This is a genomic window from Paenibacillus sp. Cedars, from assembly GCF_003184205.1.
Taxonomy (GTDB): domain Bacteria; phylum Bacillota; class Bacilli; order Paenibacillales; family Paenibacillaceae; genus Paenibacillus_AQ; species Paenibacillus_AQ glucanolyticus.
Map to the genome: position 1 here is coordinate 5460372 of NZ_CP020866.1, position 15412 is coordinate 5475783.

General features: G+C 52.2%; 15 protein-coding genes. 7 read left to right on the forward strand and 8 right to left on the reverse strand.

Annotated features, from left to right (window positions below):
* Window positions 1–121: 121 nt before the first annotated feature.
* From B9D94_RS26540 to B9D94_RS26575, 8 genes are all read right to left on the reverse strand, one after another.
* Window positions 122–1045, reverse strand: coding sequence for a metallophosphoesterase (locus B9D94_RS26540; RefSeq protein WP_367613807.1), 924 nt, complete (start codon window positions 1043–1045; stop codon window positions 122–124).
* Between the two features lie 234 nt (window positions 1046–1279).
* The gene (locus B9D94_RS26545) at window positions 1280–1837 is read right to left on the reverse strand and encodes a sensor histidine kinase (RefSeq protein ID WP_148248384.1); all 558 of its coding nucleotides are present in this window, start codon (window positions 1835–1837) and stop codon (window positions 1280–1282) included.
* Window positions 1834–2697 carry a histidine kinase dimerization/phospho-acceptor domain-containing protein gene (locus B9D94_RS26550; protein WP_148248385.1) on the reverse strand — a complete coding sequence of 288 codons (864 nt, stop codon included), beginning with the start codon at window positions 2695–2697 and terminating at the stop codon, window positions 1834–1836. Before B9D94_RS26550 ends, B9D94_RS26545 begins: the two co-directional genes overlap by 4 nt.
* The gene (locus tag B9D94_RS26555; RefSeq protein ID WP_148248386.1) at window positions 2694–3338 is read right to left on the reverse strand and encodes a response regulator transcription factor; all 645 of its coding nucleotides are present in this window, start codon (window positions 3336–3338) and stop codon (window positions 2694–2696) included. Before B9D94_RS26555 ends, B9D94_RS26550 begins: the two co-directional genes overlap by 4 nt.
* Before the next feature lie 72 nt (window positions 3339–3410).
* Window positions 3411–4730 (reverse strand): FtsW/RodA/SpoVE family cell cycle protein, encoded by a 1320-nt coding sequence (locus B9D94_RS26560; RefSeq protein ID WP_063478390.1) that lies wholly within the window; start codon window positions 4728–4730, stop codon window positions 3411–3413.
* A 252-nt stretch (window positions 4731–4982) separates the two neighbouring features.
* The gene (locus tag B9D94_RS26565) at window positions 4983–6305 is read right to left on the reverse strand and encodes an FtsW/RodA/SpoVE family cell cycle protein (RefSeq protein WP_148248387.1); all 1323 of its coding nucleotides are present in this window, start codon (window positions 6303–6305) and stop codon (window positions 4983–4985) included.
* A gap of 1 nt (window position 6306) precedes the next feature.
* Entirely contained in the window at window positions 6307–6636 is a 330-nt protein-coding gene (locus tag B9D94_RS26570; RefSeq protein WP_148248388.1) for a PadR family transcriptional regulator, read from the reverse strand.
* A gap of 459 nt (window positions 6637–7095) precedes the next feature.
* Window positions 7096–7632, reverse strand: coding sequence for an NAD(P)H-dependent oxidoreductase (locus B9D94_RS26575; RefSeq protein ID WP_148248389.1), 537 nt, complete (start codon window positions 7630–7632; stop codon window positions 7096–7098).
* A gap of 168 nt (window positions 7633–7800) precedes the next feature.
* Between B9D94_RS26575 and B9D94_RS26580 the strand changes: the two genes are divergently transcribed.
* From B9D94_RS26580 to B9D94_RS26610, 7 genes are all read left to right on the forward strand, one after another.
* Window positions 7801–8502 (forward strand): dihydroorotate dehydrogenase electron transfer subunit, encoded by a 702-nt coding sequence (locus B9D94_RS26580; RefSeq protein ID WP_148248390.1) that lies wholly within the window; start codon window positions 7801–7803, stop codon window positions 8500–8502.
* A complete protein-coding gene (locus B9D94_RS26585) occupies window positions 8483–9415 on the forward strand; it encodes a dihydroorotate dehydrogenase (protein ID WP_148248391.1) in 933 nt (310 codons plus the stop codon). The genes B9D94_RS26580 and B9D94_RS26585 overlap by 20 nt, the downstream gene beginning before the upstream one ends.
* A gap of 158 nt (window positions 9416–9573) precedes the next feature.
* On the forward strand, window positions 9574–10485 hold the full coding sequence (locus B9D94_RS26590) for an FMN-binding protein (RefSeq protein ID WP_148248392.1): 912 nt from the start codon (window positions 9574–9576) through the stop codon (window positions 10483–10485).
* Window positions 10486–10535: 50 nt separating this feature from the next.
* The gene (locus B9D94_RS26595; RefSeq protein WP_148248393.1) at window positions 10536–12410 is read left to right on the forward strand and encodes an FAD-dependent oxidoreductase; all 1875 of its coding nucleotides are present in this window, start codon (window positions 10536–10538) and stop codon (window positions 12408–12410) included.
* A 251-nt stretch (window positions 12411–12661) separates the two neighbouring features.
* Entirely contained in the window at window positions 12662–13102 is a 441-nt protein-coding gene (locus tag B9D94_RS26600) for a hypothetical protein (RefSeq protein WP_148248394.1), read from the forward strand.
* A 34-nt stretch (window positions 13103–13136) separates the two neighbouring features.
* On the forward strand, window positions 13137–14141 hold the full coding sequence (locus tag B9D94_RS26605; protein WP_148248395.1) for a polyprenyl synthetase family protein: 1005 nt from the start codon (window positions 13137–13139) through the stop codon (window positions 14139–14141).
* Between the two features lie 85 nt (window positions 14142–14226).
* Window positions 14227–15411 carry a PCYCGC motif-containing (lipo)protein gene (locus B9D94_RS26610; protein ID WP_148248396.1) on the forward strand — a complete coding sequence of 395 codons (1185 nt, stop codon included), beginning with the start codon at window positions 14227–14229 and terminating at the stop codon, window positions 15409–15411.
* Window position 15412 lies beyond the last annotated feature (1 nt).

A 15412-nucleotide genomic window follows, 5' to 3' on the forward strand; every position in this document is an offset into this window, starting at 1 on the left:
GTGTACAGGATGCGCGTGGCCCAGGGCATACTTGCAATGGCTTCCGAGACAACCACACGATAAATGCGCCACGAAAAAAGCGAGAGAACCATCATCTCGCTTTTTTTAATGCACGGAGCTATTAACCGGCCCCGGAATGAAGCGTAAATACCGAAATTTCTGGTGGATTGCCCAGCCTGATTTTAAAGCGCGTTGTGCCGATGCCCCGGTTCACATATAACCGTGCTTCCCGCTCTGAGCCGGATAAGTCGTACATCCCGCTTATATACTTGTCCGCCAGCGAAGTCCTGATCCATGCTCCCAGCACAGGCACATTCACTTGACCGCCATGGCTGTGACCGGACAGAATCAGGTCAATCGGATACCCAAGCAAGCGATCCGCTACGTCAGGCTCATGCACAAGCAGCATATTGAAGTGATCTTCGCTCAGGTCGGATAGTGTACCTTCAGCGTCCGGCCGACCCAGAAGATAATCGTCCAAGCCCGCAACGGTCATCGTCTCTCCGCTGCCGAGCGTTATGTTTGCCGTATCGTTGACAAGCACGCGGAACCCTGCCTTTTTCATATATTCCTGGTACACGCGGCTGCCCCCGCCTCCGCGGTCGTGATTGCCATAAACGGCGAATTTGCCTAGCGGTGCCTCGATCTCGGACAGAATATCCGGTACTTCCTGGATACTCGCCGGACTTCGCCATACCGAATCAAATAAATCGCCCGTAAATACGACCAAATCCGGCTTTTCCCGATTCAATCGCTGAACGAGTTGATGGAGCTGGCGGTTCGAATAGCTTTCGCCAAGATGAGTATCACTGAACTGGGCGATTTTGATCCCATGAAAAGATTGCGACAGGTTCGGCGATTCCACCGTATGATGGGTCACCGTCAGTCGGCTCGGTTCTATTTGCGTAGCATAATAATAAGTCCCGGCAGTCAGCAGGAGCATTCCGATTACAATCCAAACGATGACACGGAGTGGGCTAGGTGATTTGCCCATTCCCGCTGCAGCAGCTTTTGCCTGCACTCCGTCGTGATCCAGCATTCTCATATCAGCCTCTTCCTCTCTTTATCCCAGAACTCGGTGCCCCACATACAGCAGCAGCACCACTAGCAGGAAAAACAGGCTCAGCAGCAGACTCGGCAGTTTATGAATCATGGGTGTCATCCCTTTCTCTCGGTGATGACTACATCTTAGGTCCCCTCTGTTACATCAATGTGACAGCAGCAAAAAAAGCCAATACAACAGCCTCACGGCTGATGCATTGGCTCTAATCGATCCTCCTCACGAACGAACGATTTCAGGATCGCTATGATGATCCATGAACGGCAGGGAAAAATAGAAGGTCACCTCATCTGCGTCAGGACGGACCCCATAGATGGCATGATGCTTCTCCAGAATCGTCCGTACAATCGACAGGCCTAGGCCTGTGCCGCTGTATAACTTGCTGCGCGAGGATTCCATCACATAAAACGGCTCCCATACGTGATCCCAATCGACTGGAGATCTTGCAGACGGTCCTACTGCGTTGGTGATTTCGAAATGAAAAACACCCACCCTGCGCTCTGCCCTAACCCGGATGGTTTCATCCGCGGTATACTTCATGGCATTTGTCAGCAGATTGTGAAACACCGAGGCCAGCTTGGCCTCGTCGGCCATCACCATGCCGCCCTCTGGCGGCAGCAAATCCTCAAACTGCACGCTTAAACCCTGCTGTTCAAAGGATAAGCGGTACGTATCCAATATCCCGGTTAGCAGCTGACGAATCTCAACAGGAGCATGCGTATACGGCTCGACCTGCAGCTTGGAGAATAACAGGAGACGATCAACCATCTCCGTCATGTCATCGGTTTTGTTTCGTATAATTTCCGTATTCCGTCGTCAAGTCCATCCTGAATGCCTGTCGCATACGCCTTGATCAAGGCTAACGGTGTCCTCAGCTCATGTGAAATATCGGCAATAAACCTGCGCAGCTCCTCATTCTTCCCCTCAAGTGTCACATGGGCACTCTCCAGCTTGGTACTCATCGAGTTAATCCGCTCAGCCAGCTCCTCCACCTCATCACCGGTGCGAATGTCCGCTTTTGTAAAGGCCAGGTTGGAAATCGCTTCGGCGGTTTCATTCAGCTTCGCCAGCGGCTTGACGATTCGTGTCGTAAACAGCACGGACAGCAGGATCAGCACCACCAGGGCCCCGCTCCAAATATAAACATTAAAGTGATTAACCATCGAGATGGTGTCAGACGTATACGGAATGGACTCTCCAACGGCAACAACATTCCCTTCCATTGGCAAAAAATTGACGAGGAAGTTCGATTTTAATTTGGGTTGGTCGTATATTTTGTTAACCCTTCCGCCTTCCCGCAACGTATCGATGTTGTCCGTAGTCAGCCAAAAGCGGCTGAGCGTAATCCGCTTCTCATTCAGCCGCGTCTTGAGGCGGTCATTCAACTGATCTTCGCTCTCCGCCAGATCCGCATAAACGATCGTAACCCGGTAGGTCTGCTCCAGCTCCGCTATTTCCTCCAAGAGCCGCTTCTTTTCCATCGACAGCACATGGGAGCTCACTTCCGCGAGCTTCTGCTTCTGTTGGTATAACACGTATTTCGGGAGAAAATACGTATTTAAGGCAAGAGACACGATGAATACGGCGGAGAGCACCAGCGTAATGCGGATGATCAGCTTTTTGCTTAATTTGCTCATAGGCGATCATCCAGACTGTATCCCATCCCGCGGTGGGTCTGAATGCATGACTCGCCGATCTTTTCCCTAAGCCGCCGGATGTGGGTATCCACGGTGCGCTCATCGCCAAAATAATCAAAGCCCCATACGTGATCCAGCAGCATTTTTCTCGACAGAATCCGACCTTTGTTGGCCAGAAAATATTTCATGAGTTCGAACTCTTTATGCGTAGCCATCACGTCCTGTTCCCCGCGGTAAATCCGCTGCTCCTCCAAATCCACGGTCACGTTGCCGATCACGACCTTGGCGTTCAAATGCAGCAGCTTCTTGGCGCGCAGCAGCAGAATACGGGGATCAAACGGCTTCCGTACATAATCATCCGCACCGGACTGCAAAGCCGCAAACTCATCGTCCGCCTCGCCTTTAGCGGTTAACAGCAGAACTTTCGTATGGCCAAGCTGTTTAATGGTTCTGCATACTTCAATCCCGCTCCGCTTGGGCATCATCCAATCGAGAATGACCAGATCCATCTTATGATGATAAAAGAGGTCGACCGCCTCTTCCCCGTCCCGGGTAAGAAAGACAGTAAACCCCTCTTTTTCGAAATAAGCTTTCAAAATATGAAGCATGTGCTGTTCGTCATCTGCTATTAACAGGTTCATATACGTCTCCTTTTAACCTCATCGTGAGTATATATGCCCATCAGTATAACAAAAGACGATCTTCCACAGCAATTACGCCGCCTTCACAGAAGGCGCATCCCCCGCTTCGCTTGGAATCATGTTCTTCCGTCTGTAGATGGAGAGAAGCAGGCCGACCGCAGCGAGGTCCATGATTTGGTTCATCCCGCTATAGGAGATGAATGGCGGTTCTAATGTAACTTTTGGAAAAACACCCAATCCCATTAACATAGGCCAGAGCAAGCGGAATCCAAAAACAACGATCAGTAACGAAGAGATGTGTTTAGCATAAATGTCTTGGTGGACCGCAGAAATGTTCCATATCCTCATGAGGAATAGAAGAATCAGCACTCCTGTCGCAATCCCGAACATCCACCCGAAACAATAGATCAGATAAGGAAACACGTTTTCATACAGGACATAAGGGATCTTCGGTGTAACTTCACCAAATCCTTGTCCAAACCAGCCCGCTGCCTGGATCGTCTCAGCGTTATTCCCCATGTACCACAATTCCTTGGCTGACGGATTCACGAACTCTCTCCACCTGAGCAGTAAATGATCCATGCGAGTGAAGAGAAAAATGGATAACCCCGCAAGAGGCATCACAGAAATCAAGGCAAATTGTTTTCGGCTTCTGCTCGTTCTCCAAGTTAATACAAGAAACCCGACCGTATAAATGTACGTGTATATAATCGAGCTGCTTATGCTGTACAGAACTACTGGCAGAACCCCGCGATACAAGATGTTCAGTACCGTCTCCCACCGTCCCCACTGGCTGGCAGGCTTCATGCCTGCTAAGGCGATCAGAAGCGGCAGCAGCGAGAACGTGATGATATTGACGCCGATGAAACCTATATTGATATAAGGAGTTCTCATATCGTATAACTGCCCATATAACAGCGAGAAGGCTAATAGAAGGACGACGAAGAAAAACACAGGTGCCGAGTACTTTCTCAATTGCCGATAATCCAGAAAATAAAAAACGGTCATACATAGAACACCGATTCCGAGGTAGAGCAACTTTCTCTCTGCAAGGACGATGGAATACCTTTCGTCTCCGTAATACACACTCAACATGCCAACCAGCCCTATAATCAAAAGAAGCCCCAGCATCACCAGCAGCTTCCAATCCATCTGGGGCCGATGGGCCATGTGCAGGCTCTTGCCGATATCCTCCGGGACCCCCATCTGTTTTACCGCATCCTCCACGGCCGATTCTTCCGTATTCCCCTCCCGCATCAAAAACTCGACCCGATCTTCGATATGACTGAGCAGTTCCTCCCGAATCTCTATATGCATTTGTCTTGTGCGAACTTGTTTGCACACACGGTCCAAAAATTGCCGAACAATCTGATACTCCTCCATTTGCCGCATGCGGTTCCTCCTTGACAGAATATAATTCAGCATTAGCTTCCAGAAGTTTAATGACATCACGCCATAATAATCTTGCATATATAGGCAGGTTACATTAGCTAAATGATGAATACTTTTACAATAGTTAATTTAAAAAAAGATAACTCTCCCTAAACTTCGAAAAGAGTTATCTAATCATGATGGGCTAAAACAGTAGAAGTTGTACGATAAACCTGTTCGATATAACATAAGTTGGCTACATCAGCATTGCAATTACGCCGCCTTCACAGAAGGCGCATCCCCCGCTTCGCTTGGAATCATGTTCTTCCGTCTGTAGATGGAGAGAAGCATACCGACCGCAGCGAGGTCCAGCATGTTGTTTGTGCCGCCATAAGAGATGAATGGAAAATCCAGACTCACAACCGGTACCACGCCAAGTCCCATAATGATCGGCATGAGCAGGCGCAGGCCCAACACGACAATGACACCGGTCACGATATTTTTCCCGTAGGAATCGTGAAGTACATTGGATATGCTCCACATTCTGGCGAGGAACAAAAGAACGACCATCCCGACCACAATGCCAAACATCCAGCCGAAGCAATAGATCAGATAGGGATATATGGAGTCGCTGTAAACGAACGGGATCCCCGGATTCGGCGTTGCAAAACCTTGACCAAACCAGCCGGCAGAAGAAACGGCATCGGCGATGGTCCGCATGAAATAGCCCCCGGCTCCTTCTCGATCTGCAACCCCCTCCAGTCTCCACATGAGATAATTCCTTTTTGTAAACAGGACAACCGCCAATCCGGCAAACGGCAGCAGGGTCAATACTGCAAATTGTTTACTATTCTTTTTGGTAGTCCAAGTCAGTACCAGGAACGCCAGCAAGTAGATGAACATATACACCATGGATCCACTCAGACTGTACAGCACGATAGGCAGCACACCCCGATACAGGATGTGAAATACCCCCTCCCATGGTCCCCATTTGCTAGCAGGCTTCATGCCTGCCGCAGCAAATAGGAGAAGGAAGACGGAAACCGTTCCCAGCATGGGAATCACAATAGGCCCGAAGTGAAGATATAGGTTTGCCCCATTCACATTTGAGCCGAAAAATTCCGTCATCGCCATGAGGCACAGCGTGATGAAAAATAAAAATCCTGAATATTTTTTAAGCTTTCTGTAATCCAGGAAATAGAGGGCGATGAGAAGGATGAATCCTATACTCAGAAACACGGCTTTTCTTGCGAATATATCTGTGACGTGTTCCGTGCCGGCATAGTCCACGCTCAGCGCGCCGAACAGTCCAATAATCGAGAGCAGGGCCAGCAGAACCAGCAGCTTCCAATCCATCTGAGGCCGATGGGCCAGATGCAGGCTCTTGCCGATATCCTCCGGGACCCCCATCTGTTTTACCGCATCCTCCACCGCAGGCCCTTCGGCATTCCCCTCCAGCATCAGCAGCTCCGTACGCTCCTCAATATGCCCGAGCAGCTCTTCGCGGATTTCCGGATGCATGGCTCTGGCACGCACCTGCCTGCACACGCGGCCCAGAAAATCTTGCACCACCTTGTATTCTTCGATCGGTCGCATGCTAACGACCCTCCCCGATCACGGTGTCCACCGCCGTGCGGAACCTGACCCATTCCTTGGTCTTCTCACGGAGCTGGTCCTTCCCAAGCTCGGTAATCCGGTAATATTTACGCTTTCGGCCATCATGCTGACTCCAAGAGGATTCAAGCCACCCTTCCGCTTCAAGCGTGTGCAGAATCGGGTATAACGTGCCTTCCTTCATCAGAAATACCCCGTCCGAGCTTTGCTCGATCTCCTTGATCAGCTCATAACCGTACATTTCCCGCTTGTTCAGCACGGTAAGTAATAAAATGACGGTGCTGCCCTTAAGCAGCTCTTTGTTAATGCTCATTCTCTTATCACTCCAATACCTAGATAATCTATGTATCGTAAATCTATGTATATGAGTATAAAATAAGCTTCCCCACATTGCAACGGTAACTTCTCAAGTATTTTGATGCTCCATGTCCTTGCCGATCACAAATGATTCGTGCCTGCGCATCTGTGCCCCACGCTAAAAATAAAATCACAGCAGCTCCAGTAAAGCCTCTCCTTACCGCCCTCTGTATGACTCCACAGCGAATAGCCCGGAAGCTTCTGCTGCCAGGCTATTCCATCAGTTTTCAATTATTCAAACAGCTATTCCATCGATTAATTAAACAGCTCTTCATTTCTTCCTATCCAAACGGCCACGGAACCTCAACAGGCTGTAGTTTCGAGTATGGGAAACGACGATTTGGCCTTCCTCGCTGTTCGTAAAACCGTAAAAGATCCGCTACGCAGGAATCCGCACACTTTTTGTGTACCTTCCTTATCGGGACCGCACCACATTTGTTACATGCTGGGCAAAATCCTCCGCATAACGCCGCAGCTCTTCATCCGTCAGCTGCATGGCATTATGGACGGTAAATACCGGCAAGTACGCCGCGCCTACCAGACTGGCCGTCACTTCATACGGCCGTGTCAGCTCCTCCACCGTATAGCGGTTGTATCCCCCGCTGCCATACGCTTCTTCGGCTCCACCGGTCGTCACGGCCACGCCCCACTCTTTCCAACGAAGCTTGTCGCCGCCCGGACCATACGCCCATCCGAAAGTCAGCACCTGGTCGAACCAATGCTTCAGAAGGGGCGGTGAGCTGTACCACCAGAAGGGAAATTGAAACACGATTCGGTCATGCCGAAGCAGCAATTGCTGCTCTGCCGCGATATCGATGCATCCATCCGGATACTGTTGATACAGGTCATGCACCGTCACATTTTCCATAGATCTCACCGTCTCGGTTAGTTCCCGATTGATCCGTGATCCCGTTTGCAGACTCGGATGTGCAACGATTACCAGTGTTCTCATGTAGGATCCCCACCCTTTTCTAGGTCTAGTGTTATGTATACAAAAGGTATCAATCCCGACCGACGCCCGAATATGAGAAATGTCACAGGTAGCGTTATCCGTCTGTGATACTGTAGCAAGGAACATTGCGGGCGAAAATAAAGTACGCCAAGGGAGGAGAATGAGAACGTGGCCCTTGTTATTCAAAATGTCAAACTGGCTCATCGCATCTATCGACTTACCATTCAAGGCAGCTATTCGGCACGAATGGGGCAGTTCTTCATGCTTCGCTGCTGGGATACCTATCCCGTGCTGTCACGACCGATCAGCGTTCATAACCTGACGGAGGACTCCGTTTCCTTCTTGTATCGCGTGCATGGAACAGGCACATGGCTGCTATCGGCGCTTCAAGCGGGTGACAAGATTCAGCTGGAGGGGCCTTTCGGGCAAGGATTTCCTGAGCCCCAAGGCCGGACGGCACTGGTAGGAGGCGGCATTGGAGCAGCCCCACTGCTGCTGGCAGCTAAGGAAATACCTGATGCCAGCGTATATCTGGGATACACCAGCGTCCCTTTCGGAGTCACCGGATTCCACGAGATCAGCCGCAATGTCACCGTCAAATCCGGCGGCACCATCGTGGATGCAATTGACCCGAGCCGCTACGACACGATCCTTGCATGCGGTCCGGTTGCCATGCTGCAAGCTCTGGCCAAAAAAGTGGAGGGCACCCACGCCGAGCTTCACGTCTCCATCGAGAAGCGAATGGGCTGCGGCATCGGGGCATGCAACAGCTGCACGTTAACCTCCGCTGGCGCAAGCCGCAAAGTATGCACCGATGGTCCTGTCTTCCCGGCGAAGGAGGTGAATTGGAATGATCTCCATCGATTGTGAACTGGCAGGCGTGCCGTTGTCGAATCCGATACTGGCGGCATCAGGCACCTTCGGATTTGGCAAACCGTATGCGGATCTGTATCCGCTTCGCAAGCTCGGAGGCATCGTTTCCAAGGGACTGACCTTGAATCCTCGCCCCGGCAATACGGGTACGCGGCTCTATGAAACGCCATCCGGCATCATGAACAGCATTGGCCTTGAGAATCCGGGGATCCGGGCTTTTCTGGATTCGGAATTATCCGAAATGGCCTCGCATGGGACCGCGGTCATCGTCAATCTTGGCGGCGGTACCTTACGTGAATATACGGAGGGCGCCGAGCTGCTTACGGAAGCCAGCCTCAAGCTACAGGCAGCAGGCAAGCGTGCCATCGATATGATCGAGCTTAACATCTCCTGCCCCAACATCAAGGAAGGCGGACTTGCCTTCGGCGTTGAGAACGAACAGGCACAAGAGGTGGTCCGGGCTGTCCGCAGAGCTACTGCGCTGCCTCTGCTCGTCAAGCTCTCTCCCGGAGCACGGGATTTGAAGGAAATGGCACGAATGTGCGAAGCCGAAGGCGCTGACGGGCTTTCCCTTATCAATACGATTCAAGCGATGGCGATTGATATCCGGGAACGGCGAAGCGTATTTGACAGGGCTTATGCCGGATTATCGGGGCCGGCGATTAAACCGATTGCACTTCGCATGGTTCATCAGGTAGCCCGATCCGTATCCATCCCCGTCGTTGGGATCGGCGGAATCAGCTGTGCCGAGGACATCCTCGAATTCATCATGGCAGGTGCGGCAGCCGTGCAGATCGGCACCTTCAACTTCATCAACCTGCGAGCCGGCGATACCCTGGCTGAAGAGCTGATTCAGCTGATGGATCGTGAAGGGATCCCTTCGCTGGATGATATTCGAGGCATCATCTAGCCTAATAGCCCTCATCTGGAGTCATTCAAGTGGTCCCACACCCGGAGCATTATTGCTATTTGTGATTTTTTTCACCGATAACTATTCTTTTTAAGAATAAAATGAACTCAAGAACATCATTTGTGAAGTAATTCACAAAATTATAGGAGGAAACCAGAATGAAAAGGACACTCTCTCTATCCCTCTCCATTATGTTAATGTTTGCGCTGCTCGTTGGCTGCGGGGGCAACGGAGACCAAGAGCCTGCCACCACGGACAAACCGGCAGAGAGCCAAAACACGGATAATGGCGGAACTACGGAGCAACCGGCACAAGAAGGAACAGCCCTGCAAGACGGCTTGTATTACGCTGAAGGCGAGTTTGCCGAAGATTCCGGCTGGAAGGAGCTCGTAGCCATTCAAGTCGAAGACGGAAAAATCGTCAGCGCCAACTGGAACGGACTTCACAAGGACGGCGGCTTGGACAAAAAGACTTTTTCCGAGAAGGGTTTCTATGGCATGAAGGAAAAAGGCGGCGCTCAAGCGGAATGGCATGAGCAGGCAGCCAAAATGGAGGAATACCTCGTGGCTCAGCAGTCTGTCGATGGCTTGACCTTGAACGATGAAGGCCGCACGGATGCCGTTTCCGGGGTATCCATCCACGTCAACGGATTTACCGAACTGGCAGCAAAAGCCCTCGCGGCAGGACCTGTCGAAGCAGGACCATACAAAGACGGCAGCTACCATGCGGAAGCGGCTGACTTCGATGCCAACTCCGGCTGGAAGGAAACCGTTGACGTAACTGTCATCAATGGCAAGATCGCAGCCGTTAGCTGGAATGGTATTCACAAAGACGGCGGTACCGACAAAGTGACCCGTTCCAAATCCGGGGAGTACGGCATGAAGAAAGGCGGCGCTCAGTCTGAATGGCATGAGCAGGCTTATCAAGCCGAGCAGTACTTGATCGAAAAACAAGATCCGCAAGCAATCGTTACGGCCGAAGACGGCAAAACCGATGCCATTTCCGGTGTATCCATCCACGTCAACGGATTCGTAGAACTGGCAGCCAAAGCACTCGAAGGCGCTAAATAAGCAGCAAGAGCGATAGAAACAAGACAACTATTCCTTGAGGGGAGATTCGCATGAAACAGATTATCGTGCTGGGCGGCGGATATGGCGGCATACTCACGGCCAAGAAGCTGGCTAAACGACTGCGTAAACAGAAGGATTTGCGGATAACACTCATCGACCGCAAGCCGTATCATACACTGCTGACCGAACTGCATGAAGTAGCCGCTAACCGGGTAGAGGAAGATTCCATTAAGGTGGATCTCAAAAAAGTGTTTGCCGGATTCCGTAACGTGGATGTCGTGCTTGATGAGATCGGCGATATCGATTTTGACAACCAGAGACTCCGCGGTGAGAAACAAACCTATAACTACGACTATCTCGTCATCGGAACAGGCAGCAAGCCGACCTTCTTCGGCATACCGGGCGCGGATCAACACGCCTTTACCCTGTGGTCCTATGATGATGCGGTTCGCTTGAAGGAACACACCCTGAACATGTTCCGCAAAGCGGTACTTGAGCGCGACCCGCAGGTTCGCAAAGAAATGCTGACCTTCGTTGTGGTCGGCGGCGGGTTTACCGGCGTTGAGATGATCGGTGAGCTGGCTGAATTTACTAAAGAACTCTGCAAGGAGTTCCATGTCGAGCCAAGCGAGGTAACTCTTCATGTTGCCGATATGGTCGACAAGATCCTCCCGATCCTGCCCGAGCCGCTAATACGCAAAGCCGAAAAACGGCTGCGCAAAATGGACGTCAACATCATTACAGGCTCCAAGATTACAGAGGTTAAGGCGGACGGCGTTACCGTCGGCGGCAGCGACATTAAATCCCGTACGGTGATCTGGACCGCAGGAGTCGAAGGCTCGGACGTGGTTGGCAGCATGGATGTTGAGCAAAAAGGCCGCAAGCGGATTTTGACCAACGACAAGCTGCAAATCCCTGCCCATCCTAACGTGTACGTTGTAGGCGACAATATATTCTACATTCCTGAGGGTGCAGCTGCACCTGTCCCGCAGATGGTAGAAAACGCGGAGCTGGCAGCCCCGGTCATCGCATTTAACATCGTGGCCGAGCTGTTGAACAAACCGATGAAGTCCTACAAACCGACGTTCCACGGCACGATGGTCTGTATCGGCAGCCGTTACGGGGTAGCCAATGTGGGGGTTCCAGGCCACATGTTCAAGCTCAGCGGCTTCCTGGCTATGGCAGTCAAGCATCTGATCAACATGGTGTATTTATTCCAGGTGTGCGGCTTCAACAAGGTATACCATTACCTGCTGCATGAGTTCTTCCATGTCCGGAACAACCGCAGCTTCCTGGGGGGACATTTTGCGAAACGTTCGCCGAATTTCTGGCTCGTTCCGCTGCGGATTTTTGCCGGATGGATGTGGCTCTCCCAAGGCTGGGATAAGATTCACAAAATTATCGACGATCCGGATAAAGTGTTTCTGATTCCGGCCAAAGCAGCCGACGGCGTAAGCGCAGCCTCTGCTGCAGGCGCTGACGCCGCCGGAGCCGGAGCGGCAGATGCGGTGTCCGCCGCCTCCGCTTACACGGCTGAAGCGGTCTCGGCACTGCCAGTGCCGGATTTCATAAAATCGATGGTGGACTGGTCGATGGACCTCATGTTCTATACCGGCGACGGCGGTTATACTTCGCTTGCTTATGTGTTTCAGACCTCGATGGTACTGGCTGAGCTGATCGTTGGCATCCTGCTGATTGTCGGATTGTTCACAGCTCCTGCAGCCATAGTCAGTGTTGCTATGGGCGCCATGGTCTGGGTATCGGGCATGGCACCTAACGAAATGCTGTGGTACCTCGCAGCAGGGATCGCCTTGATCGGCGGATCGGGCAGCACGCTGGGTCTGGACTATTACGTGTACCCTTGGCTCAAAAAGGTATGGAAACGAATACCGCTGGTAAGGCGATGGTACGTGTACACGGACTAATCCCTTTCACTGTTATGAGAATAACCGTCACCATGCACGGCTGATTCATCTCATAAGCCGCTTCTGCGTCGGTATTTGGAACCCCATGATCAGACCTCAGAGCCGCGCATGTGTCCAGAGCGTAAGTTGCGTTCCCTTGTCGTTGCGATGCCGCCGCGGATTCTGCCCTGGTCCCCGGCGGTAACGGACGATTAAACGAACGTCCTGCGCTCTCTAATCAACACGAGCCTTCCGGAAGGAGTCAATCAACGATGGATATGAAGCTTTTACAAGATACAATCGACATGCTTCGGTCGCATATCGATTCCGGAACGGATATCGATTGGACAGATATGGATAACAGGCCGGTGAGGGACATTGCCGATATGCTGGACGCTTATGAATTGGCCCATTCCCGCAAAATGACGGTACTGGCATGCTGCATCCTGATTCAATCCGCGCTCAGCAAGCACGGCAAGCTGCACGCGCAGGATAACGAGAGATTGACGAGGATGCTGCTCGACGGCGATTATTTGACCGGACTCATGTACCGGATTGCCGTCAAACGGAAGGAGTGGAAGCTGCTGTCCCGGCTCCTGCCTTTTCACAAACGCATGCAGCTGACCCTGCTGAAGAAGAATGCATCACCTGAAGTCCTGCTGAGCGAGCTGAAACGTGAAATCCGCAGCTACCTGGAACAACGGAGCGCATAAGGAGCCCTTAAGGGAAAAAGGAGCGATTATTCAGATGAATATTCATAAACAAATAGGAGTGGATCTCGCTTCCTTTGACCGCCTGCTCCGGGAGGTGGTCACTTCAGACCGTGACCTCTCACCTCCATCCGTTGTGCTGGAGAGCGTCGTGAATCTCATCAACTCCGGCGGCAAGCGGCTGCGGCCGCTGATGGTCATGCTCGGCAGCCGTTTCGGGGTAAGCGGGCATGAGTCCGCCGTCATGAAAACCGCCGTGCTGCTCGAATATTTACACATGGCTTCGCTGGTGCATGATGACATCATCGATCAATCCGATATGCGGCGCGGCATGCCAACCCTGCATGAAACAACGGATGTTCAGACGGCCGTGCACATTGGCAACTACATGATCGCCCGTGCGATCGAGTGGGCTGCTGGCCATCCGGGCGAGGAATCAGACGGGGCCAGCGAAGCTGTCTCCGAGGAGGATGCTTACCGTTTGGCAGAGCTTGCCGCTCTCGTGACGGAGCTCTGTATGGGGGAGTACGACCAGCTGCATCACCGCTTTAACTATGATCTGACGATGGAGCAGTACTTGGAGAAGACACGCTGCAAAACCGCCCTGCTCATGGCTCACTGCCTGAAAGCGGGCGCTGAGGCGGCCAAAGCAGATGCCAGAACCGCTGAATTGCTCTTTCAATTCGGCGAAGCGCTGGGGATGGCGTTTCAGATCCGGGATGACCTGCTCGATTTCACGCAGTCCAAGGAGACCATCGGCAAACCCGCAGGCGCCGATCTGCGTAACGGCAACATTACGCTGCCCGTGATCTATGCCCTGAACGAACCTGCCCTTGCAGCGAAGATCAGGCAGCTCGGCCCAGGCTCAGCGGATGCTGACATGGATGAAGTGATACTCCGCATCGCGGGAAGCAGCGCAACCGAGCAGAGCGAAGAACTTGCACGCTCCTACGCGGAGCAAGCTCAGCTCATGATCGGTGAATTGGCTGATCATCCGGCCCGGTGTGATTTACAGGCTTTGCTCCATTATTTTCTGCCCTAAAGACATGAACTCATATATTCCAACTTGAACAGGGATCGTCCAATACGGGCGCATCCCTGTTCGGTATGAAAGGATGTTCAAGCACATGAATCACAAACAAATATGGAGGTGGAGAGCAGCGCTGATCACCTTCCTGATCCTGCTTGTCGCCGGAGGTTTCATGCTGTTCAAGTCCTCTCCCCTTGCCGATTGGGCTGCAGGCGACACACAGGTGAAATCCATTGCTGTTTTTGCTCTTAAGAGCTGCGGCAGCTGTTCCATAGCACTGGATGCCATGGAACAGCTGGAAGCAGAAACCCCTGCCTACCGCTTCCAGTACTTCAGTATTTCGGAGGATACGGAAGCCGTTAACCGGTACGGGATCATCGAGCATCCAACCATCCTGTTTCTGAACGCTCAGGACGAGGAAGTCGGAAGATTGACGGCAGATATTTCGAGCGAACGGATTATGCGCGAGCTGGAGACCCTCGCCGAAGACCCGGAGCGCGTGAGCCCGGCTGAAAGCACGATTATATCCGCCGTTCCCAGCACCATGTCCAGCGTAACTCTCCATGCCTATGACCCGCACAGCGGTTTATTCACGCCCGTGTCCCAGTATGTTCAGGCGGATACCGCTGTCCGTTATCCCAAGGTCAGTGCCATGACGATGCTGACCCAGCTTGGGGATCTGCTTCCACCTGAACTTGAGAGCGCCATTCCAGCAGGCGTAACCTTCGTGGAGATCCGAACCGAGAATGGGACAACCGTGGTTGAATTATCCACCTCCTTCCGTGATTTTGCCGCCTCGGAGGAAGGACAACGGGCAGAGCAGGCTATCGCTTTGACACTGCATACGTTCGAAGGTGTCCATGGCGTTCAAGTGGTAAGCGGTTCGTATCGGGGGAGCGTGCTGCAGGCGGAGGATCTGGCCGGCCGATCGGACGGAAAAAGCGACTATCTGCTGAACCCGGCTTCGCCCCTTCCCCATATAACCAGTGTAAAGGAATACAATGCGGCGATTCTTCACGCCAGCCACTTAGCCTTTATGCCCTGCTTCTGCGGGTGCGGCGATGCCGGCCACAGCAGCAATCTCAATTGCTATTATGCCAGGGGAGACGATGGCCGGCTCACGCCAAACACCCACGCAAAATTCTGCCAAACCTGCCTCGACATCACGAATATGTATCTGGACGGCAGGCATCAGGGCCTTAACCTGAAGGACATCCGGCAGTCCGTTGATCAGGCCTATCAGGGGATCGAACCGACGGACACCCCTTTGCCGTTAGATTAAT

Coding starts and splice junctions, on each gene's coding strand:
- B9D94_RS26555 (WP_148248386.1), bottom strand. CDS start 3,338: ATGAACCTGTTAATAGCAGATGACGAACAGCACATGCTTCATATTTTG.
- B9D94_RS26575 (WP_148248389.1), bottom strand. CDS start 7,632: ATGAGAACACTGGTAATCGTTGCACATCCGAGTCTGCAAACGGGATCA.
- B9D94_RS26570 (WP_148248388.1), bottom strand. CDS start 6,636: ATGAGCATTAACAAAGAGCTGCTTAAGGGCAGCACCGTCATTTTATTA.
- B9D94_RS26540 (WP_367613807.1), bottom strand. CDS start 1,045: ATGAGAATGCTGGATCACGACGGAGTGCAGGCAAAAGCTGCTGCAGCG.
- B9D94_RS26590 (WP_148248392.1), top strand. CDS start 9,574: ATGAAAAGGACACTCTCTCTATCCCTCTCCATTATGTTAATGTTTGCG.
- B9D94_RS26545 (WP_148248384.1), bottom strand. CDS start 1,837: ATGACGGAGATGGTTGATCGTCTCCTGTTATTCTCCAAGCTGCAGGTC.
- B9D94_RS26585 (WP_148248391.1), top strand. CDS start 8,483: ATGATCTCCATCGATTGTGAACTGGCAGGCGTGCCGTTGTCGAATCCG.
- B9D94_RS26605 (WP_148248395.1), top strand. CDS start 13,137: ATGAATATTCATAAACAAATAGGAGTGGATCTCGCTTCCTTTGACCGC.
- B9D94_RS26550 (WP_148248385.1), bottom strand. CDS start 2,697: ATGAGCAAATTAAGCAAAAAGCTGATCATCCGCATTACGCTGGTGCTC.
- B9D94_RS26565 (WP_148248387.1), bottom strand. CDS start 6,305: ATGCGACCGATCGAAGAATACAAGGTGGTGCAAGATTTTCTGGGCCGC.
- B9D94_RS26595 (WP_148248393.1), top strand. CDS start 10,536: ATGAAACAGATTATCGTGCTGGGCGGCGGATATGGCGGCATACTCACG.
- B9D94_RS26610 (WP_148248396.1), top strand. CDS start 14,227: ATGAATCACAAACAAATATGGAGGTGGAGAGCAGCGCTGATCACCTTC.
- B9D94_RS26560 (WP_063478390.1), bottom strand. CDS start 4,730: ATGCGGCAAATGGAGGAGTATCAGATTGTTCGGCAATTTTTGGACCGT.
- B9D94_RS26600 (WP_148248394.1), top strand. CDS start 12,662: ATGGATATGAAGCTTTTACAAGATACAATCGACATGCTTCGGTCGCAT.